25 protein-coding genes are annotated in these 26926 nt (G+C 64.5%); 15 read left to right on the forward strand and 10 right to left on the reverse strand.

Going from position 1 to position 26926, the window contains the following annotated elements; all coding sequences use genetic code 11:
• Positions 1-2: 2 nt before the first annotated feature.
• From nirB to cysG, 4 genes are read left to right on the forward strand one after another with little or no spacing between them, the layout of a single operon-like run.
• Positions 3-2468: a nitrite reductase large subunit NirB gene (nirB, locus tag H163_RS0120895; protein ID WP_019966569.1), complete on the forward strand. Its 2466-nt coding sequence runs from the start codon at positions 3-5 to the stop codon at positions 2466-2468.
• Positions 2469-2473: 5 nt separating this feature from the next.
• On the forward strand, positions 2474-2836 hold the full coding sequence (gene nirD / locus H163_RS0120900) for a nitrite reductase small subunit NirD (RefSeq protein WP_040679413.1): 363 nt from the start codon (positions 2474-2476) through the stop codon (positions 2834-2836).
• The gene (locus tag H163_RS0120905; protein WP_019966571.1) at positions 2829-5537 is read left to right on the forward strand and encodes a nitrate reductase; all 2709 of its coding nucleotides are present in this window, start codon (positions 2829-2831) and stop codon (positions 5535-5537) included. The genes nirD and H163_RS0120905 overlap by 8 nt, the downstream gene beginning before the upstream one ends.
• Positions 5512-7029, forward strand: a complete 1518-nt coding sequence (cysG, locus tag H163_RS0120910) for a siroheme synthase CysG (protein ID WP_019966572.1) — start codon at positions 5512-5514, stop codon at positions 7027-7029. The genes H163_RS0120905 and cysG overlap by 26 nt, the downstream gene beginning before the upstream one ends.
• On the opposite strand, the gene ubiV is transcribed toward cysG, so the two are convergent.
• From ubiV to H163_RS0120945, 7 genes are all read right to left on the reverse strand, one after another.
• A complete protein-coding gene (gene ubiV / locus H163_RS0120915) occupies positions 7014-7922 on the reverse strand; it encodes a ubiquinone anaerobic biosynthesis protein UbiV (RefSeq protein ID WP_019966573.1) in 909 nt (302 codons plus the stop codon). The genes cysG and ubiV overlap by 16 nt on opposite strands.
• 4 nt (positions 7923-7926) lie before the next feature.
• On the reverse strand, positions 7927-8904 hold the full coding sequence (ubiU, locus tag H163_RS0120920; RefSeq protein WP_019966574.1) for a ubiquinone anaerobic biosynthesis protein UbiU: 978 nt from the start codon (positions 8902-8904) through the stop codon (positions 7927-7929).
• On the reverse strand, positions 8904-9491 hold the full coding sequence (ubiT, locus tag H163_RS0120925) for a ubiquinone anaerobic biosynthesis accessory factor UbiT (RefSeq protein ID WP_208975456.1): 588 nt from the start codon (positions 9489-9491) through the stop codon (positions 8904-8906). The genes ubiU and ubiT overlap by 1 nt, the downstream gene beginning before the upstream one ends.
• A gap of 128 nt (positions 9492-9619) precedes the next feature.
• Complete coding sequence (locus H163_RS0120930; protein WP_019966576.1) at positions 9620-10270, reverse strand: LysE family translocator; 651 nt, start codon at positions 10268-10270, stop codon at positions 9620-9622.
• A gap of 333 nt (positions 10271-10603) precedes the next feature.
• Positions 10604-11806, reverse strand: a complete 1203-nt coding sequence (gene pcaF, locus H163_RS0120935) for a 3-oxoadipyl-CoA thiolase (RefSeq protein WP_026356143.1) — start codon at positions 11804-11806, stop codon at positions 10604-10606.
• 2 nt (positions 11807-11808) lie between these two features.
• Positions 11809-12480, reverse strand: a complete 672-nt coding sequence (locus H163_RS0120940; RefSeq protein WP_019966578.1) for a 3-oxoacid CoA-transferase subunit B — start codon at positions 12478-12480, stop codon at positions 11809-11811.
• Entirely contained in the window at positions 12477-13199 is a 723-nt protein-coding gene (locus H163_RS0120945) for a 3-oxoacid CoA-transferase subunit A (protein WP_019966579.1), read from the reverse strand. The genes H163_RS0120940 and H163_RS0120945 overlap by 4 nt, the downstream gene beginning before the upstream one ends.
• 112 nt (positions 13200-13311) lie before the next feature.
• Between H163_RS0120945 and H163_RS0120950 the strand changes: the two genes are divergently transcribed.
• From H163_RS0120950 to H163_RS0120960, 3 genes are all read left to right on the forward strand, one after another.
• Positions 13312-14070: an IclR family transcriptional regulator domain-containing protein gene (locus H163_RS0120950; protein WP_019966580.1), complete on the forward strand. Its 759-nt coding sequence runs from the start codon at positions 13312-13314 to the stop codon at positions 14068-14070.
• Positions 14071-14160: 90 nt separating this feature from the next.
• On the forward strand, positions 14161-14715 hold the full coding sequence (locus H163_RS24925; RefSeq protein WP_019966581.1) for a hypothetical protein: 555 nt from the start codon (positions 14161-14163) through the stop codon (positions 14713-14715).
• Positions 14716-14917: 202 nt separating this feature from the next.
• The gene (locus H163_RS0120960; protein WP_019966582.1) at positions 14918-16693 is read left to right on the forward strand and encodes a monovalent cation:proton antiporter-2 (CPA2) family protein; all 1776 of its coding nucleotides are present in this window, start codon (positions 14918-14920) and stop codon (positions 16691-16693) included.
• A 67-nt stretch (positions 16694-16760) separates the two neighbouring features.
• On the opposite strand, the gene H163_RS0120965 is transcribed toward H163_RS0120960, so the two are convergent.
• The gene (locus H163_RS0120965) at positions 16761-17312 is read right to left on the reverse strand and encodes an invasion associated locus B family protein (RefSeq protein WP_019966583.1); all 552 of its coding nucleotides are present in this window, start codon (positions 17310-17312) and stop codon (positions 16761-16763) included.
• Positions 17313-18124: 812 nt separating this feature from the next.
• On the opposite strand from H163_RS0120965, the gene coxB reads away from it, so the two are divergent.
• From coxB to H163_RS0121010, 8 genes are all read left to right on the forward strand, one after another.
• A complete protein-coding gene (gene coxB, locus H163_RS0120975; protein WP_244296246.1) occupies positions 18125-18952 on the forward strand; it encodes a cytochrome c oxidase subunit II in 828 nt (275 codons plus the stop codon).
• Positions 18953-19106: 154 nt separating this feature from the next.
• Complete coding sequence (ctaD, locus tag H163_RS0120980; RefSeq protein ID WP_019966586.1) at positions 19107-20702, forward strand: cytochrome c oxidase subunit I; 1596 nt, start codon at positions 19107-19109, stop codon at positions 20700-20702.
• Between the two features lie 240 nt (positions 20703-20942).
• Positions 20943-21881, forward strand: coding sequence for a heme o synthase (locus tag H163_RS0120985; protein ID WP_026356145.1), 939 nt, complete (start codon positions 20943-20945; stop codon positions 21879-21881).
• 3 nt (positions 21882-21884) lie between these two features.
• A complete protein-coding gene (locus tag H163_RS24615; protein ID WP_019966588.1) occupies positions 21885-22040 on the forward strand; it encodes a hypothetical protein in 156 nt (51 codons plus the stop codon).
• A 6-nt stretch (positions 22041-22046) separates the two neighbouring features.
• Positions 22047-22661 carry a cytochrome c oxidase assembly protein gene (locus H163_RS0120995; protein ID WP_019966589.1) on the forward strand — a complete coding sequence of 205 codons (615 nt, stop codon included), beginning with the start codon at positions 22047-22049 and terminating at the stop codon, positions 22659-22661.
• A gap of 63 nt (positions 22662-22724) precedes the next feature.
• Positions 22725-23597, forward strand: coding sequence for a cytochrome c oxidase subunit 3 (locus H163_RS0121000; RefSeq protein ID WP_019966590.1), 873 nt, complete (start codon positions 22725-22727; stop codon positions 23595-23597).
• 100 nt (positions 23598-23697) lie between these two features.
• The gene (locus tag H163_RS0121005; RefSeq protein ID WP_019966591.1) at positions 23698-24120 is read left to right on the forward strand and encodes a DUF983 domain-containing protein; all 423 of its coding nucleotides are present in this window, start codon (positions 23698-23700) and stop codon (positions 24118-24120) included.
• Between the two features lie 148 nt (positions 24121-24268).
• Positions 24269-25051 (forward strand): SURF1 family protein, encoded by a 783-nt coding sequence (locus H163_RS0121010; RefSeq protein WP_208975457.1) that lies wholly within the window; start codon positions 24269-24271, stop codon positions 25049-25051.
• Between the two features lie 865 nt (positions 25052-25916).
• On the opposite strand, the gene H163_RS0121020 is transcribed toward H163_RS0121010, so the two are convergent.
• Both H163_RS0121020 and H163_RS23380 read right to left on the reverse strand, forming a co-directional pair.
• Complete coding sequence (locus tag H163_RS0121020) at positions 25917-26171, reverse strand: hypothetical protein (RefSeq protein ID WP_019966594.1); 255 nt, start codon at positions 26169-26171, stop codon at positions 25917-25919.
• A gap of 402 nt (positions 26172-26573) precedes the next feature.
• Positions 26574-26926, reverse strand: a 353-nt coding sequence (locus H163_RS23380; protein WP_019966595.1) for an ISAs1 family transposase, incomplete at its 5' end; no start/stop codon positions are given.

Consider the following 26926-nt stretch of genomic DNA (forward strand, 5'->3'; position numbering starts at 1 on the left):
CCATGCGCCAGAAACTCGTTATCGCCGGCAATGGCATGGCTCCGGGACGGATGCTGGAGCATCTTCTGGAGCAGGCGCCGGACCTTTACGACATCACCATTTTCAACGCCGAACCGCGCGTGAATTACGACCGCATCATGCTGTCGCCGGTTCTCTCGGGCGAAAAGGCCTTCGAGGATATCATCATCCATGGCGATGGCTGGTACATCCGTAACGGCATCACCCTCTACAAGGGCCACCGCATCACCACCATCGACCGTGAGGCGAAGACCGTCACCTCCGATCAGGGCGAGATTGCAGCCTACGACAAGCTGGTGATCGCCACCGGCTCGGTGCCCTTCATCCTGCCCGTGCCGGGCAAGGACCTGAGAGGCGTCATCACCTACCGCGATCTGGATGACGTGGATGCCATGCTGCTGGCCGCGCAGGCCCGCGAGACGGCGGTGGTCATCGGCGGCGGTCTGCTGGGGCTGGAAGCGGCTGCCGGGCTGAAGGCGCGCGGCATGGATGTGACCGTGCTGCACGTGATGCCGACGCTGATGGAGCGTCAACTCGATCCGGCGGCAGGCTATCTGCTGCAGCGCTCGCTGGAAGAGCGCGGCATCAAGGTGATGACCCGCGCCAACACGCAGGCACTGCTGGCCGATGACACCGGCAAGGTCCGTGCGGTCGCGCTGCAGGATGGCACGGAAGTGCCCGCGACGCTCGTCGTCATGGCGGCGGGCATCCGCCCCAACGCCGGCCTTGCCCGCGAGGCAGGGCTGGATGTGAACCGGGGCATCCTCGTGGATGACCGCATGCGCACCAGCGCTCCGGACATCTTCTCCCTCGGCGAATGCGCGGAAGTGGGCGGGCAGGTCTATGGCCTTGTCGCGCCGCTCTATGAAATGGCGCGGGTGCTGGCGGGCGAACTGGCAAAGCCGGTGACGGGTGAAGACGTGAAGGGCTTCGTCCATCAGGACACGCCCACCAAGCTCAAGGTCACCGGCATCGATCTCTTCTCGCTGGGCGATTTTGCCGAAAGCGAGGACCGGGAGGAAATCGTCCTGCGCGATGCCAGCGCGGGCGTCTACAAGCGGCTGATCCTCAAGGATAACCGTATCATCGGTTCGGTCCTCTTCGGCGAGACCGGCGATGCCGCATGGTTTGCGGATCTGAAGAAAAAGGGCACGGATATCTCGGATCTGCGCGAGACGCTGATCTTCGGGCAGGCCTTCCAGGGAGGGGGCGCACTGGACCCTACGGCGGCCGTTGCGGTGTTGGCGGATGATGCGGAAATCTGCGGCTGCAACGGCGTGTGCAAGGGGACCATCGTTTCGGCCATCACGGCCAAAGGCTTGACCAGCCTTGAGGAGGTCCGCGCCCACACCAAGGCCTCGGCCTCCTGCGGCAATTGCACGGGGCTGGTGGAAAAGGTGATGCAGCTCACGCTTGGCGACAGGTTCCAGGCGCAGGCGGTCAAGCCCATGTGCGGCTGCACCACGCATAGCCATGACGAAGTGCGCCGCCTGATCAAGGCGAAGAAGCTGAAGTCCATTCCGGCGGTGATGCAGGAGCTGAACTGGTCCACCTCCGGTGGCTGCGCCAAGTGCCGGCCTGCGCTCAACTACTATCTGATGGCTGATTGGCCGGGCGAATATGAGGATGACAGCCAGTCGCGCTTCATCAACGAGCGCGTTCACGCCAACATCCAGAAGGACGGTACCTATTCTGTCGTCCCGCGCATGTGGGGTGGCATGACCTCGGCGGCAGAACTGAGGGCCATCGCCGATGTGGTGGACAAGTTCGCCATTCCCGCCGTCAAGGTCACCGGCGGCCAGCGCATCGACATGCTGGGAGTGAAGAAAGAAGACTTGCCCGGCGTCTGGGAAGATCTCGGCAAGGCCGGCTTCGTCTCCGGCCACGCCTATGCCAAGGGCCTGCGCACCGTGAAGACCTGCGTCGGCTCGGACTGGTGCCGCTTCGGCACGCAGGATTCGAGCGGTCTGGGTGTGCGGCTGGAGAAGTTCCTCTGGGGCTCCTGGACGCCGGCCAAGGTGAAGCTGGCCGTCTCCGGCTGCCCGCGCAACTGCGCCGAGGCCACCTGTAAGGACGTGGGCGTGATCTGTGTGGACAGCGGCTACGAGATCCATTTCGCGGGCGCTGCCGGGCTCGACATCAAGGGCACGGATGTTCTGGGCCTTGTCCATACCGAGGATGAGGCGCTGGAGCACATCACGGCGCTGATTCAGATGTACCGCGAGCAGGGCCATTATCTGGAGCGCATCTACAAGTGGGCCAAACGCATCGGCCACGACGAGGTGCGCCGTCAGATCATGGAAGATGGCGACCGCCGCCGCGCCTATTTCGAGCGCTTCGTCTACTCGCAGAAATTCGCGCAGACCGACCCCTGGTCCGAGCGTGTTTCTGGCAAGGACAAGCATGAATTCCGGCCCATGGCCGTGCTGGGACTGGAGGCGGCGGAATGAACGCGATGACACCAGACTGGATCGAGATCGGCAGCCTGTCCGATATTCCCCGCTCGGGCGCCCGTGTCGTCAAGACACCGGCCGGCTGCATCGCCCTGTTCCGCACCGATGCGGACGAAGTCTATGCGCTGGACGACCGCTGCCCCCACAAGGGCGGGCCGTTGAGCGAGGGCATCGTGCATGGCCGGCATGTCACCTGCCCGCTGCACAACTGGGTGTTTGACCTTGCGACGGGTCTGGCTCAAGGGGCGGATGAGGGGGCTGTGGCCACGACACCTGCCCGTGTCGAGGGCGGGCGGGTGTTCCTCACCCGCGCCGCGCTGACCCTGCATGGCCGGACCGCGCAAGGGGAGAGGCTGGATGGCTGAAACCACCCGCACCGCCTGCCCCTATTGCGGTGTTGGCTGCGGCGTGCTGGCCACCCGGCATGACGATGGCTCCGTCACCGTGAAGGGCGATCCGGAGCATCCCTCCAACTTCGGGCGGCTCTGCTCCAAGGGGTCGGCGCTGGCGGACACGCTGGCGCTGGAGGGCCGGCTCCTCCATCCGGAAATCGGCGGCCGCCGGGCCTCCTGGGATATGGCGCTTGATCTCGTCGCCCGCCGGTTCAGCGAGGCCATCCGCGAGCATGGGCCGGACAGCGTGGCCATCTACGGCTCCGGCCAGCTTCTGACGGAAGATTATTACGCCGCCAACAAGCTGATGAAGGGCTTCATCGGTTCGGCCAATATCGACACCAACTCGCGCCTGTGCATGGCGTCCTCCGTTGCCGGTCACAAGCGGGCCTTCGGCTCGGATACCGTGCCGGGCAGCTATGAGGATCTGGAGGAAGCGGATCTTGTGGTGCTGGTGGGCTCCAACCTCGCCTGGTGCCATCCGGTGCTGTTCCTGCGGCTGGAGGCTGCCAAGGCGGCGCGGCCGTCCCTGCGGGTTGTCACCATCGACCCGCGCCGCACGGCCACCAGCGAGCTGGCGGATCTGCATCTTTCTATCTGTCCCGATGGGGACACGGCGCTCTTCACCGGGCTGCTCGCTTATCTCGACGAGGGCGGGCGCATCGACCGGGCTTATGTGCGCCAGCATGTGAACGGGCTCGAGGAAGCGCTGGCTATTGCCCGCCAGTGGCCGGTGAGCGCAGTCGCCGCCGCAACCGGGCTTGCCCCGGCTGAAACCGGCGCCTTCTTCGAGCTTTTCGCCCGCACGCAGAAGGTGGTGACGGTCTATAGCCAGGGCGTCAACCAGTCCGTCTCCGGCACGGACAAGGTGAATGCCATTCTCAATGTGCATCTTGCCACAGGCCGCATTGGCAAGCCCGGCATGGGGCCGTTTTCCGTCACGGGGCAGCCCAATGCCATGGGTGGGCGCGAGGTGGGCGGCCTTGCCAACATGCTCGCCGCCCATATGGACCTCGACAATCCGGCGCATAGGGACATCGTGCAGGGCTTCTGGAACGCGCCAAAGCTGGCAGCCAAGCCCGGCCTGAAGGCAGTGGAACTGTTCGATGCCATGCACGAGGGCCGCATCAAGGCGGTCTGGATCATGGCCACCAACCCGGTGGACAGCCTGCCGGATGCGGACCGGGTGCGTGAGGCCTTGGGCCGCTGCCCCTTCGTCGTTGTCTCCGATGTGTTGCGCGATACGGACACCACCCGCCACGCCCATGTGCTTCTGCCCGCCGCTGCCTGGGGCGAGAAGGACGGCACGGTGACCAATTCCGAGCGGCGCATTTCCCGCCAGCGCGCCTTTCTGCCGCTGCCCGGCGAAGCCTTGCCTGATTGGGCCATCATCTCTGCCGTGGCGCGGCGCATGGGGCATGGTGAGGCCTTTGCCTATACGAGTGCGGCAGATATTTTTGCTGAACATGCTGCCCTTTCCGGGGCTGGCAATAACGGCAGCCGGGATTTCGATATCAGCGCCCATGCCGGGATAAGCCAGCCAGATTATGACGCGCTTGAGCCCTTCCTCTGGCCTGTGCCCGCAGAAGGAAAAGGCCCGGAAGATGGCCGCTTCTTTTCGCAAGGCGGCTATTTCACCCCGGACCGCAAGGCGCGGATGGTGCCGGTGGTGCCCGCCGCAACCGGACCGGACGAGGAGGGGCTGCTGACGCTCAACACCGGCCGCATCCGCGATCAATGGCACACCATGACGCGCACCGGCCGGGCAGCGCGGCTGCTGACCCATATCGCCGAGCCCTTCGCCGAAATTCACCCCGATGACGCCGCTGTTCATGGCATTGCGGCGGCGGATCTGGTGGAGGTTTTCAATGTGCGGGGCAGCGTTCTCGTGCGCGCCGTGGTGACGGAGCGGGTGCGCCGGGGCGAGGTTTTCGTGCCGATGCACTGGACGGGGCAATTTTCCGCCTGCGCCCGCATTGATGTTCTGGCCGGGCGGCAGCGTGATCCGTTCTCCGGCCAGCCGGGGCTCAAGCGCAATGCCGTGCGCATCTCGCCCGTTGCAGCCCGTTGGCATGGCTTTGCCGTGCTCTCCCGCGCACCGGAGCATTTGCCCTTCGCCTATTGGGCTCTTGCGCCGCTGGCTGACACCGGAACCAGCGAGGCGGTGAAGATCGAATTTGCCACGCTGGACGAGGACGCGCCGGAAGAGATTGCGGCAAGCCTCCTGCGCCGCTGCACGATTGGCGGGGCTGGCAAGCCGGAGCAGATGTCGTTCCATGCGGCGTCTGACGGGCTTTACCGTTGCATGGTCTGGCAGGATGGCGTTCTGGCCGGTGCCGTATTCCTCGCCCGCAAGCCGGTTGCCGTTTCCCGCAGCTGGGCCAGCAGCCTGCCCGGCACGCGGGACGATGGCCCCGCCACCCGCTGGCGGCTGCTCGCCGGGCGCCCTGCGGCGGATGTACCTGACAAGGGGCCGGTGATTTGCACCTGCTTCCAGATCGGCGCCAACGAAATCCGCCGCGCTGCTGCTGAAGGCTCTGACACGGTGGCTGCAATTGGCGCCTGCCTTGGCGCAGGCAGCAACTGCGGCTCCTGCCGCCCGGAAATCGCCCGCCTGCTGGCGGAGTGCAAACCCCATGAGGAGGCGCATGACCATGCTGCACGTTCAGCCTGAAACTTCCGGTGCTGCCAGCCGCTCTGCCCGCCCGCAGCGTCCTGCCCGGATGGAGCCTCTGGCCGTGCTGCCGGTGTTCCTGCCGCTCACGGGCCGCAAGGCGGTGCTGGCCGGGGGCGGGGAGCCCGCCGCCTGGAAAGCCGAGCTGCTGCTGGCCGCAGGGGTGGAATTGCACCTCTTCACAGACAGCCCTTGCGAGGATCTGGCGGCGCTGCTGGCCGACCCGGTGCTGAACCTGCGCATCCATCATGTTTCCCGGCGCTGGCAGCCGGAAGATCTCACTGGCGCAGCTCTCGCCATTGCTGATGCGGAAGATGACGAGGAGGCCGCAGCCTTCTTCGCGGCGGCCCGTGCGGCGGGAGTGCCGGTGAATGTTATCGACCGGCCGGCCTTCTGCCAGTTCCAGTTCGGCGGCATCGTCAACCGCTCGCCGCTGGTCGTCGGCATCTCCACCGATGGCGCGGCCCCCGTGCTGGGTCAGACGGTGCGTCAGAAAATCGAAACCCTGCTGCCGCCCGGCCTGTCGCGCTGGGCGCAGCTTGCAGCCCGCATTCGCGCAGCGGTGAGTGAACGGCTGGAGAGCGTGGCCTTGCGGCGGCGCTTCTGGCGGCAGTTCAGCGAAGCCGCCTTTGCGCGCGGGGAACTGGGCCTTGAGGAGGATTTCGGCGCCCTTATCGATCATCTGGCTGAGGAAGCCCCCGCCACAGGCGAAGTGGTTCTGGTGGGGGCAGGCCCCGGCGATGCCGCCCATCTGACGCTTGGCGCCATGCGGGCGCTGCAGTCGGCGGATGTGATCCTGTTTGACGATCTCGTCAGCGCCGAAGTGCTGGAGCTTGCCCGCCGGGAGGCAAAGCGCATGCTCGTCGGCAAGCGCGGCGGGCGGGAAAGCTGCGCGCAGGAAGACATCAATGACATGATGGTTTCGCTCGCCCGGCAGGGACGCAAGGTGGTGCGGCTGAAGTCCGGCGATCCCATGGTGTTTGGCCGGGCGGGCGAGGAAATCGCCCGCCTCGAAGCCGAAGGCATCCCCGTTTCCGTGGTGCCGGGCATCACGGCGGCCTCTGCCATGGCTGCGCGGCTGAAGGTGTCACTCACCCACCGCGACCATGCTCAGGGCCTGCGCCTGATGACCGCCCATTCCCGCCACGGCGGCCTGCCGGACACGCTGGACCTGACAGAGCGCGCCACCGCAGCCTCCACCACCGTGTTCTATATGGGCCGCCGCATGGCAGACAGCCTGCGCCAGCGGCTCCTGTCGGAAGGCGTCTCCCCTGACTTGCCCGTTGTGGCCCACGGCTCCGTCAGCCGCCCGGAGGAAAAGATCTGGACCGGCCGCCTTGCAGACCTTTCCAGCACCGCCATGGCCGCCTTCGGCGACGCCCCGGTGCTGATTGGAATAGGGCAAGTCTTTGCGGCGGCGAAGGTGGCGGAAGAGGTGGCCTCATTCGTAACGGATCTGATGCCTCCGCTTCCCTGTCAAACGCGTGCGTGAAGGGGATTGCCGGACCATGAGACACCGGCGGCCCCTTCCAGAAAGCCGTCGCAGAAGGCGCCGCCCGGCGCATGGGGGAGGGCTTTGGCGCTCATCTCCTCTGCGCTGATGCGTCCTTGCACCAGATCATCAAACAGGCTGATCACCTCGAAGAAGCCTTGCGTCTGCGGCGAAAGCCTGAGGCCGCTGACGCCGGCGCTCTTCAGGCGCGGCAGGGTGTGGGCCATGTTGGCGCATTGGGCCGAGAGCGTCTGCACGCCGTTGATGGCCAGAAACTCCTGCCCGTCCAGCGTATCCACCGCCAGCCCGTCCGGATCATCGGCGCAGACGAACTGGCACTGATCCTTGGCCCGGTCGTGGTAGCGCGCATGATAGCAGCGGCCGGAAATCGCCAGCGGCAGGCGGCCCCAGCCCCAGACCTCCACCGGCACAGGGCCCGCTGCCGCAGCCAGCCGCTCCACCGAGGCCATGGGCAGTTCCGGCGGCAGGCAGAAACGCACCGCGCCGCGCGCCTTCAGGAAGGCCACCGTCCCCTCGTTATAGACGTTGATCAGCGGCCCTGCCGAAAAGGCCGCTCTTTCCGGCAGGTGGGCGAGGGCGGTGATGTCATTCACCTCCATCTCAAGGCCCATGTCCGCCAGTTCTGCCGTCTGCTTGCGCTCGCGCTTCAGGGTGACCAGCGCAAGGCTTGTCACGGCCACCGCCTTGCCGCCCGCCTGCAGCCGTTCGATGGCTTCGGGCAGGCGGGTCTGATAGAAGGGCAGGCGCTTGGAGCAGACCAGTTCACCGATGACAACACGCTTCACGCCCGGTGTTTCGGCCAGCCTTGCATAGAAATCACTCCACGCCGCAGCATCCCAGAAGCCCATCACCGGGCCAACCGTCAGCTCCATCCTGTCATCTCCAGATCTTGTTATAGGCCCCGGCGGTGGAGCTTTGGCCCTCGGTCAGCTGCGCCAGCATGCCTGCGGGCACGGGGCGGCCTGCTTCCAGCGCCTCCACGGCGGTGCGGAAGTTGCGAACCACCTGCGACACATAGGCCCGCGACCGCTGGCGGCCCTCGATCTTCAGCGCAGAAACCCCGGCCCGCGCCAGCGCGGGCAGCAGTTCGGAGGCATCAAGGCTTGCCGGGTCTTCGAAGACGTAGCCCGTGCGGGCACCCACCTTGAAACAGCCCTTGCACAGGGTGGGATAGGGGGCAGCTTCCCCCTTGGCCGACCGGTGGATGGTGTAGCCGCCCAGCCGTGCCGCCAGATCCTGGCCCTCTTCGGCATATTCCACATGGCTTGCGGGCGAGCAGACGCCGTTCATGTTGGGCGAGCGGCCGGTGATATAGGACGACAGGGAGCAGCGCCCCTCCGCCATGACGCAGAGCCCGCCGAAGATGAACACCTCCGTCTCGACGCTGATCTCCCGGTTGATGGCGGCGATTTCCTCCACGCTCAGCACACGCGGCAGCACCACCCGCTTTACGTCAAATGTGTCTGCATAGAAGTTGATGACATCGGGGTTTGCGGCTGCTGCCTGAACAGAGAGATGCCGCCGCAGATTGGGATGCCGTTCTGCCGCGTAGGCGATGAGGCCGAGATCGGCGAGGATCACCGCGTCGCCACCCGCCTGTTCCGCATCGGCAACGGCGCGGTGCCACAGGTCCTCGTTTCCGGCGCGGGGAAAGGTGTTGATCGCCACAAGCACCTTTGCCCCGCGTGCATGGGCATAGGCCACGCCCGCCGCCAGCTCCTCGCGGGAGAAGTTGAGGCCGGGGAAATTGCGGGCGTTGGTGTCATCGGCAAAACCGCAATAGATGGCATGGGCTCCGGCATCGGTGGCAGCTCTCAGGGCTGCAGGCGTTCCGGCAGGGCAGACGAGTTCCATCACCGGAAAGCCTCCATGGGTGCCGGGCGGCTCAACGGCACGCCGGTCATGGACTGCAACAGGGCAATCACGCGGTTGGCGGCTCCTGCGAGCGGGCCGGTGAGGCGGGCGATTTCCGCCCCCAGATCCAGCTCCGCGTCATCAATGGCATTGCGCAGGGCAAGGGCCGCAGACGTATCGCCCTCAATGGTGAGATCGCGGGAGAAGAACAGAGCATCCCCATCCCACACCCCGTGCACCAGCCCGACGAGCGCCGCCAGCTTTCCGGTGATGCGGGCGTCAGCGGCAGGCGGGGTTGCATGCAGGGTGATGGTCAGCGGCTCTTGAGAAAGGTCCATCAGGAAGGTCAGCGGCACATCGCTTGCCGTCAGCGCAAAGCGGCAGTGGCGGTAGGCGCCGAGCCGGGTCATCAGGCCGGGATGGCGCGCCACGATCCGCCGCGCCGCTTCGCTCAGCACAAAGGCCGCAGGCGCTGCGGGGGCAAGGCGCAGCCCGAGCGCCAGAAACGGCGGCATTCCGGGAATGGACGGGGGCTGGCCAGCGCCAGAGCGGCTGTCAGGGCTGGTAGTGGGGCCGGAAGGGAACATGCGGGGCTCCGTGTGTCACGTTGCCCGGCACCATAGGCACCCCGATGCAGGCTGTAGTTGATGCGCATCAACTCCAGCGGCCTATCCCGCCTGTTCCTGCTTTTGATCCTGTTTCTGATTTCTGATGGTCAGCCGCGCCGTTCCAGAGCCAGCCTGAGGCCGAAGGCGATCAGCACGGAGCCGGTCAGCCCGTCGATGCCGCGCGTGAAGGACGGGCGGCGCAGCAGTCCGGCAATGGGCCGGGTCGCCAGAATGATGACGGCAAACCACAGCACGCCCATCAGCCCGTGGATGGCGGCAAGTCCCGTGCTGAAGGCGGTGACAGGCACGTCCGCCGGGATGAACTGCGGCAGGAAACTGACGTAGAAGACGCCGACTTTGGGGTTCAGCAGATTGGTCATCAGCCCGCGCCAGAACCAGCCCTGGCTGGCGCTCTGGCCTGCGGCCATTTCGGCGGCTGCCTGTTCCAGCTGCGCCGGACCGGCAGGGCGCAGGGCGGCGCGGACCATCCTGAAGCCCAGCCAGATCAAATAGGCCGCCCCGGCAAATTGCATCACCCGGTAGGCCGCCTCGGAAACAGCCAGCAGCGCCCCCAGCCCCACCGAGGCGGCAAAGCCCCAGGTGATGACGCCGGCGGAAATGCCAAGCCCCGCAGCAAAGGCCTGTTTCGGGCCTTCCACGGTCGCCGTGCGCAGCACCAGCGCCGTGTCCAGCCCCGGTGTCAGGGTGACGAGGGCAGCTGCAATCGAAAAGGCGATGATGGCTGAAACCGGGTCCATGGCTGTCTCCGCATGCCGGAAGGGCAGGCCGTCATATTGCAGCTTTGGCAGCGACGTCCAAGTGAGAAAAGCCTCAGAAGGAAAGCTGAAAGCTCACGCCCGCTGCACAGTTTCCGCCAGCAGCGCCTTGGTGCGTGGGGAAAGCGGGCCGCCGCGCCGCCCCGGCCTTGTGCCGGGGCCTGTAAGGCTGGCAGTGTCTGCTGGTCAACTGCACGGCATGGCCACCTTGCGTCCCTGACGGGTCCCGGCACGGTGGGGATCTGCTTGATACGCTCAAAACAACCTCAAAAGCCCCGGCCGCAGGCCAATCCGCCTGCGGCCGGGGCTTTCGGGTCAGACGCGTTCGATGGCCACGGCGATGCCCTGGCCGACGCCGATGCACATGGTGGCGAGCGCCAGCGAACCGCCGGTCTTGGCCAGCTGCAAGGCAGCGGTGCCAGTGATGCGGGCGCCAGACATGCCGAGCGGATGGCCGAGCGCGATGGCGCCGCCGTTCGGATTGACGCGGGCATCATCATCGGCGATGCCGAGGTCGCGCAGCGTGGCAAGGCCCTGCGAGGCGAAGGCCTCGTTCAGTTCGATCACCGACAGCTTGTCCTGGGTGAGGCCGAGGCGGGCCAGCAGCTTCTTGGAAGCCGGAGCCGGTCCGATGCCCATGACGCGCGGCGGCACACCGGCGCTGGCCCCGCCCAGAATGCGGGCGATCGGGGTCAGGCCATAGCGCCTGGCAGCCTCTGCCGAGGCGATGATGAGCGCGGCGGCACCATCGTTGACGCCCGAAGCATTGCCCGCCGTCACCGAGCCGCCAGTGCGGAACGGCGCCCTGAGAGCGGAAAGCGCCTCGATCGTGGTCTCACGCGGGTGCTCGTCCTTGTCCACCACCTTCGGCTCGCCCTTGCGCTGGGGGATCATGACGGGCGTGATTTCCTCTGCAAGGCGGCCATTGGCCTGTGCTGCGGCGGCTTTCTGCTGGCTGCGCAGGGCGAAGGCATCCTGATCGGCACGGGAGATGTTGTAGTCTTCCGCGACGTTCTCCGCCGTCTCCGGCATGGAGTCGATGCCATACTGCGTCTTCATCAAAGGGTTGACGAAGCGCCAGCCGATGGTGGTGTCATAGACGGCATTCTCACGGGAGAAGGCGGCGTCGGCCTTGGGCATGACAAAGGGCGCACGCGACATGCTTTCCACGCCGCCGGCGATGATCAGCTCCGCTTCCCCGGCCTTGATGGCGCGGGCGGCGGCGATCACCGCATCCATGCCCGAACCGCAAAGCCGGTTCATGGTGGTGCCCGGCACTTCGACCGGCAGGCCCGCCAGCAGCAGGCTCATGCGTGCCACGTTTCGGTTGTCCTCGCCCGCCTGGTTGGCGCAGCCGAAGATCACCTCGTCCACCGCGCCCCAGTCGACGCTGCGGTTGCGGTCCATCAGCGCCTTCAGCGGAATGGCACCCAGATCATCGGCCCGGACGCTTGCCAGAGCACCGGCATAGCGGCCGATGGGCGTGCGGATGTAGTCACAGATATATGCGTCGGTCATCATCAAAGCTCCGGAACGGTCAGGTCTGCCACGGGGCCATCCAGATGCAGCTTTGCACCGGTCTGGGCCTGCAGCGCTTCGAGCGTCAAGGCTGGCAGTTTTTCGCGCAGGACGAAATGCCCCTTTTCGATATCTATGACGGCGAGCGACGTATAGACACGGGTGACGCAGCCGACGCCGGTGAGCGGCAGTGTGCAGCGCTCCACCAGCTTCGGCTTGCCGTCCTTGGTGACGTGATCGGTGATGACGGCAACGCGCTTGGCGCCGTGCACCAGATCCATCGCCCCGCCAACGGCCGGCACGCCCTTCGGGCCCGTGGACCAGTTGGCAAGGTCGCCGTTTTCCGCCACTTCGTAGGCGCCGAGGATGGCGACATCCAGATGGCCGCCGCGCACCATGGCGAAGCTGTCGGCGTGGTGGAAGAAGGCAGCGCCGGGCTTCAGCGTCACCGCCTTCTTGCCCGCGTTGATCAGATCCCAGTCCTCTTCGCCTTCCGCCGGGGCCTCGCCGAAGCCGAGGAGGCCGTTTTCGGTGTGGAAGATGGCCTCGCGGCCCGGGGGCTGGAACTTGGCCACCATCTCGGGAAAGCCGATGCCGAGGTTCACATAGGCGCCATCGGTGATGTCCTGCGCGGCGCGCCAGGCAATCTGGGCGTTGGAGAGCTTGCTGGTCATGGGTGATGGGCTCCTGCGCGGTTGAGGGCTTCCTCCTGCTGCGGGGAGGGCACCTCCACGATCATGTCGACGAAAATGCCGGGGGTGATGACCGCCTCCGGATCAATGCTGCCTGCCTCGACGGCGCGGCTCACCTGCGCAATGGTGCAGGCTGCGGCCATGGCCATGATCGGGCCGAAGTTGCGCCCCGCCATCCGGTAGGTCAGGTTGCCGTGGGTATCGCCAGCCTCTGCCTTGATCAGCGCGAAGTCAGCCTTCAGCCAGCGCTCCTGCACATAGTGGCGGCCATCGAACTCGGCCACCGGCTTGCCATTGGCCAGATCCGTGCCATAGGCGGTGGGGGTGTAGAAGGCGGGAATGCCTGCGCCGCCCGCGCGGATGCGCTCGGCCAGCGTGCCCTGCGGCACCAGTTCCAGCTCGATCTTGCCGGACAGATACAGCTCGGTGAAGACGCGCGGATCGGCAGAACGCGGGAAGGAGCAGACCATCTTGGCGACCATGCCCTGCTCGATGAGCGCGGCAATGCCTACATGGCCGTTTCCGGCGTTGTTGTTGATGACCGTCAGGTTCTTCGGGCTGCCGGTTGCAAGGTAGCGGTCGATGAGGGCGTGAATGAGCTCGATCGGCGCACCGGAGCCGCCAAAGCCGCCGATCATCACCGAGGCGCCGTCCGGAATGCCGGCGACGGCCTCCGCAAGCGTGGCAATTCTCTTGTCCATGAATATCCTCCCTGGGAGACTTCCGGGCAGGAAGCTACGCTGCCTTGTGACGGCAGGAAACGGATTTGTGCGGATGTTGACTTTTGTTCAATTCCCGTAATTTCTTGTGCGCATGTTGAACAAGACCGATTTCATAGCTTCTCTCGCCAAGGGGCTCAGTGTGCTGGAAGCCTTCCGGGCCGACCGCTCGCGCCTGTCCATCTCCGATGTGGCCGAAGCCACGGGACTGGACCGTGCCACGGCCCGCCGCTGCCTTCTCACCCTGCATGAAACGGGCTATGCCGATTATGACGGCAAGTTCTTCACCCTGACGCCCAAGGTGCTGCGCCTTGGCATGGGGGCGCTGGCCGCCCTGCCTCTGGCGCAGGTCGTGCAGCCCTGGCTGGATCAGCTTTCCGAGCAGATCGGCCAGTCTGCCTCCGTAGCCATCAGGGATGACGTGGAAATCGTTTATCTTGCCCGCGCTGCGCAGCGCCGGGTGATGTCCATCGGCCTGATGCCGGGCTCCCGCCTGCCGGTGCATTGCACCTCCATGGGCCGCGTGCTGCTGGCGGCGATGCCGGAAGCTGAGGCCGCAGCCCTGATCGAGCGCTGCGACCTGACCCCGCGCACCCCGCGCAGCCTGACGGCGCCGCAGGAGATCATGGCCCGTGTCTCCGAGGCGCGGGTCCTCGGCTATGCCATCATTGATCAGGAGGTGGAGCTGGGCCTGCGCTCCATCGCCGTGCCGGTCTATTCCTCGCGCGGGCAGGTGGTGGCGGCGCTCAACGTGGGGCTTGCGGCCGTGCAGGCCAGCGCGGAGGAACTGCCGGGCCTTTTTCTGCAGCCCTTGCTGAAAGTGCAGGAGGGACTGCGCCGTGTCATCCGCTGAAGCTTATACATCCCATACATGAGGTTGCTGCTCCCCTCGGCGGGTGAGACCACCCGCCTTGGTTTGTCGAAGACCTGAAGGAGAGCAGCGATGGAATATTACGTTGGATTGGACGTGAGCCTCAAGAGCACGCACATCTGCGTTATGGACCAGGAGCGGCAGGTAGTGTGGCGTGGGAGCGCGGATACGCAGCGGTCGATGATCGCGGAACGGCTGAAGAGATGGCAGGGCGATCTTGCGAAGCTGGGGTTTGAAGCTGGCCAAACGGCTGGGTCCCAAGCGTGCACGCACGGCGGTTGCTCGCAAATTGGCAGTCCTGCTGCTTGGGCTTTGGAAGAGGGAGGATCATTTCCGCGCCGCGCCTGGTGGCAAAGCTTTATAGAAATTGAGATCGTGAAGTTCGTGCGCAAACAAACCCTCAGTGTCCATGAGGTGAAGCGACCGGACCGGGACGGACGAATGCGAGACAGTTGGATGCGGGCCAAAGTTAAGACCCCGTTTGATACACTGCATCGCCCCCTGGATGTGAAGCGAAAAGCCCCGGATAGTGGTGACGGACTGGGACAGACCGCACACCGAAGAGAACCATGGGACGCTTTTAATCTTCGACCGGAGTGGACTGGGAAATGCGAACAAAAATCTTGACGCAGCAGCCAAATGTAGAGAACCAGCACTCAATGAGCTTGACACATCGGGAGTTGGTCAAGCCCGTGCGGCGCATGAGCAAATTCAAGGCTTGATGCGTCAGCATCGAAAGCCTTGGCAAGATGATGGCATAGGGAACTTTCCGCCTTGCCAGCACCACGGGCGGCGGTGGATATGGAGGCGTGAACATCAGGAAACATCCATGGCCGCCGCATCAGCCCCGCCGCTTTTTACGGAAGCGATCATCTTTCTGGCTGCAACCGTCGTTGCCGTGCCGCTGGCCAAGCGGCTCGGCATCGGCTCTGTCGTAGGCTATCTGATCGCCGGTATGGCCATCGGCCCCTTCGGGTTCAATGCCTTTGGCGCTGCGCCGATGGTGCTGGGTGTGGCGGAACTGGGCGTGGTGCTGCTGCTGTTCGTCATCGGGCTGGAACTGGACGCCAGCCGCCTGTGGCGCATGCGGCGTGATATCCTGGGCCTCGGCACGGCGCAGGTTCTGCTGACGGGCACTGTCCTTTATGCTCTCTTGCGGCTGATGGGCGAGGATCTGGAGCCCGCTCTTGTGGCCGGGCTTGGCCTTGCGCTCTCTTCCACCGCCTTTGCGCTGCAGATCCTGCAGGAGCGCGGGCAGCTTTCCTCAGCCTATGGGCAGAGGGCCTTTGGCGTGCTGCTCCTGCAGGATATCGCCATTGTGCCGCTGCTGGCGCTGGTGGCCATTCTTGCTCCTTCCGGGACGGAGGGAGCGTCTGCAGGGGCGCTGGAGGAGATCGGCCGCACGGTTGGCGCTGTGCTGGGCGTGGTGGTGGCCGGGCGCTATCTGATGACACCGCTGTTCCTGCTTTTGGCCCGCAGCAAGGCGCGTGAGGTGATGCTGGCGGCCGCCCTGCTGGTGGCACTGGGCAGTGCGGGCGTCATGCATGCGGTGGGGCTTTCCATGGCGCTGGGGGCGTTTCTGGCAGGTGTGCTGCTGGCCGAATCCAGCTTCCGGCACACGCTGGAGGCCGACATCGAGCCGTTCCGTTCGCTGTTGATGGGGCTGTTCTTCGTCGCCGTGGGGATGTCGCTCGACTTCACCGTTCTTGCCGGCAGCTGGGTGCTGGTGGCCGGTGGCGTGATTGCACTGATGCTGGTCAAGGGCGTGCTGCTTTGGGCACTTGCGCGGGTGTCCGGTTCCAGCAATGCGGATGCGCTGCGCATTGCCGTCACCCTGCCGCAAGGGGGGGAATTTGCCTTTGTGCTGTTCACAGCAGCAGTGTCGCAGGGGATTTTCAGTGCCGGGGAGGCCAGCGTGCTGACGGCGGTGGTCATCGTCTCCATGCTGCTGACGCCCGTTGCCTGTGCGGGTCTGGATTATCTTGGCGCCCGGCTGAAGGCGCGGGGCGTCGAAACCCCGTTTGCCGAGACCTTCGAGGATGCCGCGCCCGTGGTTCTCGTCATTGGCTTCGGCCGGTTCGGCATGATGGTGGCGCAGCTACTGACATCGGAAGGGCTTGAGATCACGGCAATCGATCTCAGGCCGGAGCGCATCGCCTATGCCCGCAAGCTGGGCTACAAGGTCTACTACGGCGATGCCACCCGTGCCGATGTGCTGATGGCTGCCGGGGCGGGCAAGGCTGCGCTGATCGCCCTGTGTGTTGAAAATGACAGCGTGATGGACCGCGCGATCCACGCCATCCGTGATGCCTGTCCGCAGGCGCGGCTGTTCTGCCGGGCCACCAGCCAGACCCATGCGCTGGCACTGACGCGGCTGGGCGTCGATTTCCACATCCGGGAAACATTCGAATCCAGCATCGCCTTTGGCCGCGCAGCGCTGGAGGCATTGGGCATCCCGGATGACAGGATCAATGACGTCGTGGAAGATGTCCGCCGCCGCGACCGGGAGAGGACGGAACTGCAGCTCAACGAGGGTGAATTTGCCGGCTCCGACCGGCTGCATGCACTCACCCCGCGCGATGAAGCGCCGAAGCGGGACACTTGAGGGAATGAAAAGACCCGCCAGCTGTTGCAGCAGGCGGGTCCTGAAGGCGCAGAGCTTTGCGGGGGCGTTACGGCAGGGCGTCGAAGCCGGCGGAGAAGCCGGCGAGCGAGATCGGAATGCCGATGCCTTCTTCCGGGGTCTGGAAGATGATGAAGGTGGCCTGCTTGCCGCCGCGCAGCTTGCCCACCACGTCATCCTGCAGGATCACTTCGGCAATGCAGCCATTGGGCAGGCAGCGTACGAAGGCGGCGCGGCCGATATCGGCGTCATCAACACGCAGGCCAAGGCCGGAGGGCAGCAGCACGCCGAGCGGCGCCAGAACGCGCAGGATGCGCGCCTGCTTGTCGGCGGTCTTCAGCACGATGACCGAAAGGCCAACATTGTCCCGGTCTTCCGCCGTTACGTTCTGGATAAGGGCGCACTGCTCGCTTTCGGCACCCGGAGGGGTGTCGCAGCGCATCTGCCAGTCACCGTGAACAGCCTTCACCTCGCCCTGGGCAAGGGCGGGGCTGGTGAAGGCCTGCGCTCCCAGGCCCAACAGAAGGCCAAAAACCGGGGCGGCAAAAGCGGCAAGGCGCGGGATACGGGTCAGCAAGGACTTTTCTCCGACTGGGGTCATTCATCGCCGCAACGGCGAATCAGGTTCTTAAAACTCAACGCACAATGCCGCAAGCGGGCAGCGTGATCCACATTTCAATAGGCTCCATGGCAGAAGCAAGGCGGAAACACCGCAAGAGGCGGGAAAAATGCCTGTCTGCGGCTGGCTGCGTTGATTCTGATCAAGCTGTGCATGGCGCAGGCTGCCGGGCCGGAGGTTTCAGCCGGACTACAAATTATTGACAAGGATCAAGGCGGGGAAATGGACAGGCTCTGGCGAAATCACGACAAACCCATTGCTAAGGCCGTTCTCTTGTGGTTTTTGTGCCCGGAGAGGGAGAAGTGATAAGGCTGCGGCAGAACGTCGCTCCTCCCTTCGCCGCATCGTGCTGAATGCGGTTATATGCGTATGATCATACGCGAAACGGACGCGAGATACTCCTGTCTGATGCAGGGCGCCAAAAGGATGCCGGCCTCGGGCGGGAGATTTGGCTGTCCTGAAAGTTTGAAGGTTCCGCCTCGACGGTGAGGCAGCGGGTACAGGCCGGGAAGCCGGCCTGAAGCCGGGCAATCTCCGGATGGGACGCGCCGCTGGTGGAACCGGATGCCGCCTCTGCCTGCAAGGTGGGGATGGTGCATCTCCGCTGCAAGGGCAGGCCGCGCAGGCCGCTCCGGGGTGGAGACAAGGAAAACCGCCGCAAGGCGGGCGAATTGAGCATGATCCGCCCCGGGGGGCGGGCAAGGGAAGGGAGCGCGGACGTGAAGGCAAACTTCAAGCGTCTCATTGCGGCAGGTGCAGCGGCTGTCTTGCTGGCGGGAACCGCCGGTGCGGCAATGGCCGAGGTTTCGGGCGGTATGTCCAGCTGGCAGCTTGGCCTGCAGAATTCCGTCACCACCGTGATGGACGACATTCACTGGTTCAAGAACTTCACGCTTGGCATCATCACCATCATCACGCTGTTTGTGCTGGCGCTGCTGATCTACGTGATGGTGCGGTTCCGCCGTAAGGCCAATCCGTCGCCCTCGCGCACGTCGCATAACACTATGATCGAAGTGGCATGGACGGTTGTGCCGATCCTCATTCTGGTCGTCATTGCCGTGCCGTCCTTCCGCCTGCTGTACAAGCAGGTCGAGCTTCCGGCCTATGACATGACGGTCAAGGCGACGGGCTACCAGTGGTACTGGGGCTATGAGTACACGGACGAAGCTCTGGACGGCATCGCCTTCGATGCCATCATGCTGAAGGACGACGAGCGCCAGAAGGTGGCCGACGAGCGCGGCGTGCCACTGCAGGATGTGCCGCGGCTGCTGGCGACCGACTACGAGGTCGTGATCCCGGTCAACAAGACCGTCCGGGTGCAGGTGACTGCCGCTGACGTGATCCACGCCTTTGCGATGCCGGCCTTCGGCATCAAGATCGACGCGATCCCGGGCCGCCTGAACGAGACCTGGTTCAACGCCCGCGAGACCGGCATCTATTACGGCCAGTGCTCCGAGCTTTGCGGCAAGGATCATGCCTTCATGCCGATCGCCATCCGCGTGGTGACGCAGGAGCAGTTTGACGCCTGGGCCGAGACCGCCAAGACCGACATCGACGGCGCGCACAAGCAGCTGATGGCGTCCATCGCAGCCGAGCGCAACACGGCTGTCGCCGCTCGCTGAGGCGCATAGATTACGGTGCGGCGGCACGGCCACCGCACCTGCTCAAGCTGAAAGGGATGCGGCGGAGTTTCCGCCGCTTCCGCTCAATCCAGAGGGGCGCGGAGGGCAAGAGGAGCTGCCCGCCCCGTCGTGAAATTCAAGAGGGAGCTCGATCATGGCTGCGGCTGCTGCGCATGGCGCTCATGACCATCCGACTGGTTTCCGCCGGTGGGTCTATTCGACCAACCACAAGGACATCGGCATTCTCTATCTCATCTTCGCAATCATCGCCGGCATCATCGGCGGCGCGCTCTCGGTCGGCATCCGCATGGAGCTGCAGGAGCCGGGGATGCAGATCTTCTCCAACCCGGACATGTTCAACGTCTTCACGACGGCCCATGGCCTGATCATGATCTTCTTCATGGTCATGCCGGCGCTGATCGGCGGCTATGCCAACTACTTCGTGCCGATCATGATCGGTGCGCCGGACATGGCCTTCCCGCGCATGAACAACATCTCCTTCTGGCTGCTGCCGCCGTCCTTCGCGCTGCTGCTGCTGTCGCTGTTCGTGGAAGGGGCTCCGGGCTCCACCGGTGTGAGCGGCGGCTGGACCATGTATCCGCCTTACTCCTCCTCCGGCCAGCCCGGCCCGGCGGTGGATCTGGCGATCCTGGCGCTGCACATTTCCGGTGCCTCGTCGATCCTGGGTGCGATCAACTTCATCACCACCATCTTCAACATGCGCGCGCCGGGCATGACCCTGCACAAGATGCCGCTGTTTGCCTGGTCGGTGCTGATCACGGCCTTCCTTCTGCTTCTGTCGCTGCCGGTTCTGGCCGGTGCCATCACCATGCTGCTGACGGACCGCAACTTCGACACGGCCTTCTTCAACCCGGCCGGTGGCGGTGACCCGATCCTGTTCCAGCACCTGTTCTGGTTCTTCGGCCACCCGGAAGTGTACATCCTGATCCTGCCGGCCTTCGGCATCATCAGCCACATCGTCTCCACCTTCTCCCGCAAGCCGATCTTCGGCTACCTCGGCATGGCCTATGCCATGGTCGCCATCGGCGTCGTCGGCTTCATCGTGTGGGCGCACCACATGTACACCGTCGGCATGTCGGTCGAGACGCAGGCTTACTTCGTCGCCGCCACCATGGTGATTGCGGTGCCGACGGGTGTGAAGATCTTCTCGTGGATCGCAACCATGTGGGGCGGTTCCATCGAGTTCCGCACCCCGATGGTCTGGGCCATCGGCTTCATCTTCCTGTTCACGGTTGGCGGTGTGACGGGTGTGCAGCTGGCCAACGCCGGTCTCGACCGCGCGCTGCATGACACCTATTACGTGGTGGCGCACTTCCACTACGTGCTGTCGCTCGGCGCCGTGTTCGGCATCTTCGCGGCCTGGTACTACTGGTTCCCGAAGATCTCCGGCTACATGTACAACGAGACCATCGGCAAGGCTCACTTCTGGATCACCTTCATCGGCGTGAACCTGGTGTTCTTCCCGCAGCATTTCCTCGGCCTCAACGGCATGCCGCGCCGCTATGCCGATTACCCGGATGCGCTGGCCGGCTGGAACTTTGTGTCCTCCATCGGGTCTTACATCTCGGCCTTTGCAGTGCTCGTGTTCCTTCTGGGCATCGTGGAAGCCTTCATGAAGAAGCGCGTTGCGGGCAACAACCCCTGGGGTGAAGGCGCGACCACGCTGGAGTGGACCCTGTCCTCGCCCCCGCCGTTCCACCAGTTCGAGACGCTGCCGCGCATCAAGTAAGCAGCGCTCCTGCAGGAAACAGAAATGCCGCGCCGCATGGGCGCGGCATTTCGCCCGGATCCTTCATACGGGAAAAGCCGTAATCTTGGCGGATCCAGCAGACAGGTCAGCTGTCTGTGCCCTGCTGCGGCAGGGAACCCGAAGAGAAAGGGCAGCATCCGGCCGCAGGGCCATGGGTGCAAAGCCCTCGCCTCCGCGCCCGCCGCGGAGCCCAGGACGCACAGGTACGAGGAAGAGCCGATGTCTCTCGCAGAGAGCAATGACAGGATGACTGCCGGCCCCGCCGTCTGGAACGGTGGCATGGGTTCGGTTGGCGACTACATCGCCCTGCTGAAGCCGCGGGTCATGTCGCTCGTGATCTTCACCGCCTTTGTCGGCATGATGCTGGCGCCCGGCTCGATCCATCCGCTTGTCGCCGGGGTTGCCCTTCTGTGCATTGCCGTCGGCGCTGGCGCATCCGGTGCCCTGAATATGTGGTATGACGCGGACATCGACGCCGTCATGAGCCGCACCGCAAAGCGGCCGATCCCGGCCGGCAAGATCACACCGGACGAGGCCCTGGCCTTTGGCATGGTGCTGTCCATCGGTTCCGTGCTCGTGCTCGGGCTTCTGGTCAACTGGTTCGCCGGGGCCTTCCTCGCCTTCACGATCTTCTTCTACGCGGTTGTCTACACTATGTGGCTGAAGCGCTCGACGCCGCAGAACATCGTCATCGGCGGCGCGGCCGGTGCTTTCCCGCCGATGATCGGCTGGGCGTCGGTCACGGGTGGCGTCAGTCTCGAAAGCTTTGTGCTGTTCCTGATCATCTTCATGTGGACGCCGCCGCATTTCTGGGCTCTGGCCCTGTTCAAGAGCGGTGACTACCGCGCGGCCGGTATCCCGATGCTGCCGGTTGTGGCCGGTGAGGCGGCAACGCGCCGCCAGATCCTGATCTATTCCATCATCCTGGCGCCGCTGGCCGTGGCGCCCTATGCGCTCGGCTTTGCCGGTGTGGTCTATGGTGTGGCCGCCACCGTGCTGGGCGCCGTGTTCCTGGGACTGGCGGTTGCCGTCTACCGCAAGCGCGAGGGCGAGGCGGCCCGCAAGGCGGCCGTGCGGCTGTTCAGCTTCTCCATCCTCTATCTTTTCCTGCTCTATGCCCTGATGCTGGGCGAGAGCCTTGCCGGGCGGATGCTTTGAGCCATGACGGAAGACGGTATCAAGCTCACCGATGAACAGCTGAAGCGGCGCAAGGCCCGCTCGCTTGCGATCGGCCTGTCCCTCGCCGGTCTCGTGGTTCTGTTCTACCTCGTCACCTGGTTGAAGCTGGGCGCTGCCGTCCTGCAGCGTCCTTTGTGAGGTCCCATGAACAGCGACCCGAACGGAACCGACACGCACCGCCGCGACGCAAGCAACCGAAAGGTGGCTTTCGTCTGTGCGTCCATCTTCTTTGCGATGGTGGGCGCCTCCTTCGCTGCCGTGCCACTGTATGAACTGTTCTGCCAGGTGACCGGTTTCGGCGGCACGACACAGCGTGCCGAAAGCGAGAGCGGCACCGTCATCGACCGCAAGATCACCGTCCGCTTTGATGGCAACATCAATGGCGCGCTGCCCTGGAGCTTCAAGCCGCAGCAGCGCAGCGTGACCCTGCGCATGGGCGAGACCATGCAGGTGGCCTATGAGGCCCACAACACCAGCTCTGACGTGACCACGGGTACATCCGTGTTCAACGTCACGCCCTTCGAGGCAGGGGCCTATTTCAACAAGATGCAGTGCTTCTGCTTCACCGAACAGGCGCTGGCCGCCGGTGAGGGCGTTGAAATGCCCGTGGTGTTCTTTGTCGACCCGGCGATGGATGCAGATCCTGACCTGAAGCACGTCAAGGAAATCACCCTGTCTTATACTTTCTACCCGGTGCAACATCCGGTCAAACCAGTCGCTGCCAGACCTGCGGATCCGGCAGCGGGGAGCAATTTGTGATGGGTCAGGCCGTAGAACGGCCGGTCCGTCCGGAACGCATTTGGAACTTCGGGGAGCATGCCCATGGCTGAGGCACATACCAAGAACCACGACTACCACCTTGTGGACCCAAGCCCCTGGCCGTTCCTGGCCTCGATGGGCGCCTTCATTCTTGCTCTGGGCGGGATCGGCCTGATGCGCTCTGCCAAGGGCGCCGACTTCACCATCTTCGGTGCCGATCTCACCGGCTGGGGCCTCTTCGCCGTTGGCCTCGTGATCGTGCTCTACGTCATGTACGCCTGGTGGCGCGACACCGTGCGCGAATCGCAGGAAGGCCATCACACCCGTGTGGTCAGTCTGCATCTGCGCTACGGCATGATCCTGTTCATCGCTTCGGAAGTGATGTTCTTCGTCGCCTGGTTCTGGGCTTTCTTCGATGCCTCGCTCTTCACCAGCGAAGCCATCCAGTATGCCCGTGTCGAGGCAACCGGTGGCGTCTGGCCGCCGGAGGGCATCACCCCGTTTGATCCCTGGCACCTGCCGCTGCTGAACACGCTGATCCTGCTCACCTCCGGCACCACCGTGACCTGGGCACATCATGCGCTGCTCGAGAATGACCGTCAGGGCCTGAAGTGGGGCCTGACCCTCACCGTGGTCCTGGGCGTGATCTTTTCGATCTGCCAGGCCTATGAGTATATGCATGCAACCTTTGCCTTCTCGGGCAACATCTATGGCGCCACCTTCTACATGGCCACCGGCTTCCACGGCTTCCACGTGATCGTCGGCACCATCTTCCTGGCGGTCTGCCTCATCCGCGCTTCGGCCGGCCAGTTCACCCCGCAGAAGCACTTCGGCTTCGAGGCGGCGGCCTGGTACTGGCACTTCGTCGACGTGGTGTGGCTGTTCCTCTTCGCCACCATCTATATCTGGGGCGCATGGGGCGTTGCCACGCACTGACGTGCGGATGAAACCGGTGTAAACAGAACAGGCCCGGGCGGGTGGCGTGCATGCCATCTGGCCGGGCCTTTCGCTTTCAGGCGGGGCCAGAGAGGTTTCAATGCAGAACAGCTTGCAGGACAGCTTCCAGGACAGGGCGCTTTATCCGCCGCAGAATCCGGTGTCCGCCGGTCTGAGATGCCGCTGCCCGCGCTGCGGGGAAGGGCGGCTGTTCCGCGGCTTCCTGACGCCGCGCCCGGCCTGCACGGCCTGCGGCCTCGACCTTGCCTTTGCCGCCGAAAGCGGCGACGGCCCGGCCGTCTTCGTCATCATGATCGTCGGCTTCATCGTGGTGGGGCTGGTGCTGGCGGTGGAACTGGCCTATGCGCCGCCCATATGGCTGCATCTGCTGCTCTGGCTGCCGCTGACGGTCATCCTTGGCCTTGGCGTGCTGCGCCCGCTGAAGGGCCTGATGATCGCCATGCAGTACCGCAATGATGCGGCCGAAGGCAAAATTGATGCGGATGGCCAGGACGAAGCCTGAAACCGGTCGTCTCCTACCAAGGCTTTCGATGCTGACGCATCACGCCTTGAAAATGCTCAGGCGCCACACGGGCTTAACCAATGCTCGATGAGTCAAGCTCATCAAGCATTGGTTAAGCCAATCCGCAAGCCGAACAGGATCGAAACACGTGTCCGCCTCAAACCGCCCCTCCCGTTCCCCCGGCCAATCTGTTGTCCGCCGCCTGCTTGTGCCGGGAGTGGCGGCAGCCATCGGCCTTGCCATTCTCCTCAATCTCGGCCTGTGGCAGATGCAGCGGCTGGCCTGGAAAGAAGCCTTGATCGAACGGGTGAGCGCAGATGTGGCGCGGCCGGCTGTTCCCGCGCCCGGGCCGCAGGACTGGCCGCTTGTCACCGCCGATCCCTTGACGGACTACCGCCATGTGGCCGTCAGCGGCCGCTATCTGCCGGGTGCTGCCTATTACTATACATCCCTGCCGGTCAAGTCCGGCGCGCCATCCGGCCCCGGCTACATGATCTACAGCCCGCTTGTCACGGAGGAAGGCTGGCTGGTGATGATCAACCGGGGCTTTGTGCCGCAAGGGCTGGCGGCGGATCTGATGGCGGAGCTGGAAACACCGCCGCCGGGCGGCCAGCAGCTGACGGGCCTTCTGCGCCGCCGGGAAGAGCCGAACTGGACAACCCCGGCCGTGGACACCGGAAAGCGCATCTGGTTTGCCCGTGACACGGACCATATGGCGGAGGTTCTGGGCGCCACCGGCAGCCTCGCGCCCTACAGCATCGATCTCGACGCCGCCTTCACCGGCGCGGACGGACTTCCCAAGGCGGGTGAAACGGTGGTGAAGTTCAAGAACGATCACCTCGGCTATGCCCTGACGTGGTTTGGTCTTGCCGCCACGCTCGCCGGGGTCTTCATTGCCTATGCAGTGCAGATCTTCCGCCGGAGAGCCTGAACGGCGCAAGGCGCAACGCGTCCCGGCTTCCAGCCCCCGCGCTTTGGCAGGTTCGCGCGGCTGGCACGGCGCGTGCTGCCTTCAACCGGTCCCCTGCTTCAATCAGGCTTGCCTTTTTTCGGGCTGCTGAAGCCCGTCTGCCGTAGTCTGTGACGGCTTGCGGAGGGCTTGGTCTCTCCTTGGCGGGCAGCTGCCAGAACCTGCCTTGGCGACAGGATGATGCGGCAGCGGCTGTCCGGCCCCGGCATGGCAAAGGGTGGCTGCGGCTGCATCTGCAGGGGGGCAAGCGTACGCACCAGTGGCCTGCCTATGGACGATAACGGAAGGGCAGGGCCTGAAACGGCATGCGATGACGTATCGGGCGGATTGGCTGCGGAGGGCGTGCCGGGCCCGGCGACTGGTCTGACCGGCTGCGCAAACGGACGCTGGTCTGGAAATGCCCCGCCTTGGGCCCGGCTGTTGCCGGCGTCCCGTTCAACCAGTGAAATCATGGATTTGTAAGGACCGGATCGTTGCGGCTCTGTGCATTCTGGGGAGGGCTTGCGCACCTCCTGCTTTCGCCTGAGGGCATGGACCGCAGCGGCCGAAGCAATCACAAGGGAAACTGGCCACAGCAGGGCGCCCGCGAAAGCGAGGAAAAAGGAGAGCCGGCCTGTGCGCCCGCGCTCCACCAGCTCCAGCATGGAAGCAGTCAGAAAAACAAAAGCAATCAGGCCATAAATGCCAATAGCCACGGCACCGGCAAGGCCGCCAACAAAGCCAAGCGCGGACATATCCCGCTCCTTATGCTGCTTGCCACCCCCACGTAGCATGCAATCGCAATGCGGCAAAATTCAAGAGCACTACCTAAAACGGCGTGGAAAAGTCAGAAAAGAATGGCAACCGAAACACCGGCCGCAGCCAGAACCACGGCCATCGAACCCCAGAACAACAGATTTTTGATCAGAAGGAAAGAGGCAGTCACGCCGTCTCCGTTTGCATCCGTAGACCGCCCTGCACTCTCCCAGGCCTCATCCTGCAGATCCTCAGCCCAGGCCGCATCGGCAGGCGCGGGCTGTCCGGGAAGCCTGTGCTCCGGGACGCCGGATGTCTTGCGGGTTTCGCCTGCTGCCGGTTGCATCAACTCTCTACTCCTGACTGACCGTATGCCACCTGAGTAGGCCTGCCAATCGTTAACAACTGTTAAACATTGAGGTCGCAATTTGAGGGACTCAGCGGTTTCCGGTGTGCTTGTGCATAGGGAAGATGGCCACATTGGGAAGGCCGCTCCTGCACGGCTTTTCGGGCCACCTCGTGGGGCATGTTTACAGCGGCCGCAAGGCGGAGAGGGACGGGCTCTCCTTCCGCACGAGCACTTCTCTCACCCTGGTGGCCACCGCAGGCATACATCCGTTGCGGACAGCAGACCGCAGTGATGAGCCGGTTTATTACAGGGTCTCTCTGCTCCCCTCCTTGCGAGGGGGCCATGGTTGTGACGGACAGCCAGTCAGGCTCCAACTCCTCTCCCCCCTTGAGGGCAGGGCTATCGCATATGGCTTATGAGCGATGTTAGGAAGTCCTCGTCCCATCCAGCCTTTTTGATTTTCCGCCTGATTGAGGCCTTGTCAGGATGGGAGCGGATGACGTTGAGGGCGATTTTTCGCAGGAGGGCGATGTTCTGCGGGCCGTTGTCCTTACGGTTTCTTGCGGCGTCCTCGCAGAAGTGGACGTCGAGGACCCAGTGCAATTTGTTTTCGATGTGCCAATGGGTTCTGACGGTTTCGATGAGGGCGTTTGGTGACATGATCCTGGACAGGAGGAAGAAGCGGACATGACTGGTCTGGGTGCCATCTGCATGACGGCAGGCGGTCTCGACGGAGCCGACGGCCTGCAGCC

It is taken from the genome of Pannonibacter phragmitetus DSM 14782 (genome assembly GCF_000382365.1).
Taxonomy (GTDB): Bacteria; Pseudomonadota; Alphaproteobacteria; order Rhizobiales; family Stappiaceae; genus Pannonibacter; species Pannonibacter phragmitetus.

What these genes read in the sequence shown, in the direction of transcription:
- nirB (WP_019966569.1), top strand. Translation starts at nt 3, where the DNA reads ATGCGCCAGAAACTCGTTATCGCCGGCAATGGCATGGCTCCGGGACGG.
- nirD (WP_040679413.1), top strand. Translation starts at nt 2,474, where the DNA reads ATGACACCAGACTGGATCGAGATCGGCAGCCTGTCCGATATTCCCCGC.
- H163_RS0120905 (WP_019966571.1), top strand. Translation starts at nt 2,829, where the DNA reads ATGGCTGAAACCACCCGCACCGCCTGCCCCTATTGCGGTGTTGGCTGC.
- cysG (WP_019966572.1), top strand. Translation starts at nt 5,512, where the DNA reads ATGACCATGCTGCACGTTCAGCCTGAAACTTCCGGTGCTGCCAGCCGC.
- ubiV (WP_019966573.1), bottom strand. Translation starts at nt 7,922, where the DNA reads ATGGAGCTGACGGTTGGCCCGGTGATGGGCTTCTGGGATGCTGCGGCG.
- ubiU (WP_019966574.1), bottom strand. Translation starts at nt 8,904, where the DNA reads ATGGAACTCGTCTGCCCTGCCGGAACGCCTGCAGCCCTGAGAGCTGCC.
- ubiT (WP_208975456.1), bottom strand. Translation starts at nt 9,491, where the DNA reads ATGTTCCCTTCCGGCCCCACTACCAGCCCTGACAGCCGCTCTGGCGCT.
- H163_RS0120930 (WP_019966576.1), bottom strand. Translation starts at nt 10,270, where the DNA reads ATGGACCCGGTTTCAGCCATCATCGCCTTTTCGATTGCAGCTGCCCTC.
- pcaF (WP_026356143.1), bottom strand. Translation starts at nt 11,806, where the DNA reads ATGACCGACGCATATATCTGTGACTACATCCGCACGCCCATCGGCCGC.
- H163_RS0120940 (WP_019966578.1), bottom strand. Translation starts at nt 12,480, where the DNA reads ATGACCAGCAAGCTCTCCAACGCCCAGATTGCCTGGCGCGCCGCGCAG.
- H163_RS0120945 (WP_019966579.1), bottom strand. Translation starts at nt 13,199, where the DNA reads ATGGACAAGAGAATTGCCACGCTTGCGGAGGCCGTCGCCGGCATTCCG.
- H163_RS0120950 (WP_019966580.1), top strand. Translation starts at nt 13,312, where the DNA reads ATGTTGAACAAGACCGATTTCATAGCTTCTCTCGCCAAGGGGCTCAGT.
- H163_RS24925 (WP_019966581.1), top strand. Translation starts at nt 14,161, where the DNA reads ATGGAATATTACGTTGGATTGGACGTGAGCCTCAAGAGCACGCACATC.
- H163_RS0120960 (WP_019966582.1), top strand. Translation starts at nt 14,918, where the DNA reads ATGGCCGCCGCATCAGCCCCGCCGCTTTTTACGGAAGCGATCATCTTT.
- H163_RS0120965 (WP_019966583.1), bottom strand. Translation starts at nt 17,312, where the DNA reads ATGACCCCAGTCGGAGAAAAGTCCTTGCTGACCCGTATCCCGCGCCTT.
- coxB (WP_244296246.1), top strand. Translation starts at nt 18,125, where the DNA reads ATGGCCGAGGTTTCGGGCGGTATGTCCAGCTGGCAGCTTGGCCTGCAG.
- ctaD (WP_019966586.1), top strand. Translation starts at nt 19,107, where the DNA reads ATGGCTGCGGCTGCTGCGCATGGCGCTCATGACCATCCGACTGGTTTC.
- H163_RS0120985 (WP_026356145.1), top strand. Translation starts at nt 20,943, where the DNA reads ATGTCTCTCGCAGAGAGCAATGACAGGATGACTGCCGGCCCCGCCGTC.
- H163_RS24615 (WP_019966588.1), top strand. Translation starts at nt 21,885, where the DNA reads ATGACGGAAGACGGTATCAAGCTCACCGATGAACAGCTGAAGCGGCGC.
- H163_RS0120995 (WP_019966589.1), top strand. Translation starts at nt 22,047, where the DNA reads ATGAACAGCGACCCGAACGGAACCGACACGCACCGCCGCGACGCAAGC.
- H163_RS0121000 (WP_019966590.1), top strand. Translation starts at nt 22,725, where the DNA reads ATGGCTGAGGCACATACCAAGAACCACGACTACCACCTTGTGGACCCA.
- H163_RS0121005 (WP_019966591.1), top strand. Translation starts at nt 23,698, where the DNA reads ATGCAGAACAGCTTGCAGGACAGCTTCCAGGACAGGGCGCTTTATCCG.
- H163_RS0121020 (WP_019966594.1), bottom strand. Translation starts at nt 26,171, where the DNA reads ATGCAACCGGCAGCAGGCGAAACCCGCAAGACATCCGGCGTCCCGGAG.